General features: G+C 52.3%; 2 protein-coding genes. One reads left to right on the plus strand and one right to left on the minus strand.

Annotation, left to right across the window (positions count from 1 at the left end):
* Nucleotides 1-50 precede the first annotated feature (50 nt).
* The gene (locus BZG14_RS15155; protein WP_077609143.1) at nt 51-1,424 is read right to left on the minus strand and encodes a hemolysin family protein; all 1,374 of its coding nucleotides are present in this window, start codon (nt 1,422-1,424) and stop codon (nt 51-53) included.
* Between the two features lie 271 nt (nt 1,425-1,695).
* Between BZG14_RS15155 and BZG14_RS15160 the strand changes: the two genes are divergently transcribed.
* A partial coding sequence (locus BZG14_RS15160) for an AraC family transcriptional regulator (protein WP_131825211.1) occupies nt 1,696-2,097 on the plus strand: 402 nt, incomplete at its 3' end.

Below are 2,097 nucleotides of genomic sequence, written 5' to 3' on the forward strand. Positions count from 1 at the left end.
ACTCAATACAATCAAAGCCAGCGTGACAACACTAACCATCAAAGGATCAGTCATTGGTTATCCTCCGCAATGGGCTGCTCGGTGAGCGTAACCCGCACCGACGTGGGAATGTGCCGTTCAATGCTTAATACATCCACTTCAAGATGGCGCATAATTGGTTGACTCTCCGCCAGTTCGGATGGGTCAATCGGCAGCGCAATTGTCACCGTATCCCCTACGGCTGGCAATGCGCCACACGCCGCAATCAACACGCCAGCAATGGTTTCGACATCACCTCGCGGCAGATCATAGCCAATCGCACGCTCCACCTCGTCGATGTGCACATCACCATCCATCAACCAGACATTGTCACTTTCAGGGATAACCGCCTCGGCATGATCACTATCATGCTCGTCGGTAATTTCCCCTACGATCTCCATGGCCAAATCTTCAATCGTTAATACCCCGGCAAAGCCGCCATATTCATCAATCACACATGCCAGTTGATTGGTCGAACGCACCAACTGATCCAGCGCATTTGGCAACGGCATTAATGTGGGGAGAACACTGGCCGGACGCATCACTGACGCCACGGTATCATCCGAATGGGACTCTGTTTTCGCGAGAACGTCTGCCAGATGCACCACGCCCACCGGCGCATCATAATCATCAAGCACCGGATAACGGGTGTGGGCTTGCGCCATCAGCGCCAACAATTCGGACAGCTTGGTTTCTGGCGACACCCAATCAACTTGCGAACGCGGCACCATCGCATGCTCAACATCGCGCGCAGGAAAATCCAGGATCCTATCCATCATCAGTGACAACTCCACCGGCAAATCTCCGCTTTCTCGCGAGTCGGCGATAATATGGTGTAAGTCGTCTTCTGAGGCACTCATATCAAGATCATGTACCGGTTGAATCCCCACCATCCGCAGCACCAGGTTGGCCGATTTATCAAAGAAACTGATGATCCAACCAAACACCGACATATAAATCAGTGTCGACCGCGACATCATACGCGCCATGGGTTCAGCATTGGCAATGGCTAAGTTTTTCGGGTAAAGCTCACCCAAAATCATTTGCACAATCATCGCCACCGCAAGCGTCGCCATGGTGCCAATCGCGATCCCCGCTTCCAGCGACAAGCCTAGTTGTTGCAATAAAACGCCCATCGACTCGCCGACCAACGGCTCGGCAACAAAGCCCAACACCAAGCCGGTGACCGTGATACCAAGCTGCGCGCCAGACAGCATAAAGCTCGTCCGTTTTGTCACCGCCAGCGCTCGCTTTGCCGACGCATCGCCCGTCGCGGCTAGGGTCGCAAGCTTTGCGCGATCAACCGCCATATAGGCAAACTCTTGCGCCACAAAGTAGCCATTGGCGGCAATAATTAACAAGATAAAGAAAAGACCGAGCAGGAGGGTAATCATAGGTTCAATCATGACTGCATCCTTTGTTGGTGACAACGTACCAGTGAAGGGGAGTGACAATCGACGCGTGTTGGATCCACAAAATATGCCTTATGTAGAAAGAGGAATCGGAGTATATTCTGGTGATATCGATACAGTCTAGTTAATTTTTGTACACCTCACCGTCACGCGTTTGGCAGCCAAACGATTTAATACTTTTATCAATCAAATGCTCACCTTATCTTGACCCGGCTAGTGGCTGCCCCTCATCATTATTTCTACCATTCTTTGTTCGTTTGTGGTCATGCGTCTTGAATACACAGGCCCGATGCCAGAATGCATCGGCTTTCTTTTACTGCCCCGCTTCTCGATGATGGCCTTTTTCTCTGCCGTCGAGCCACTGCGTATTGCCAACCAGATCAGTGGCAAGCAGCTATTTGATTGGCAAATGATCAGTGAAGATGGCAAACCAGTGAAGGCGTCTAACGGCATGTCACTGCTGGCCGACAAAGCGATTGATGCGGTGCATGACCTGCCCTCGCTGGCCGTGTGTAGCGGTTTTGATCCTGAAGCCTATTTAAGTCGCCCCTTAATGCGCTGGCTGCACCGCCTTGATGCGGCAGGTTGCGCGCTCGGCGGGCTCGATACCGGCTGCTTTTTGCTGGCCGCTGCCGACTTGCTCAAGGGTGAGCGGGTCACCTTACAT

It is taken from the genome of Salinivibrio sp. IB282, from assembly GCF_001995685.1.
GTDB classification, from domain to species: Bacteria; Pseudomonadota; Gammaproteobacteria; order Enterobacterales; family Vibrionaceae; genus Salinivibrio; species Salinivibrio kushneri.

Bases quoted from the DNA above. Each gene is read 5' to 3' on its own strand.
- BZG14_RS15155 (WP_077609143.1), bottom strand. From the start codon at position 1,424: ATGATTGAACCTATGATTACCCTCCTGCTCGGTCTTTTCTTTATCTTG.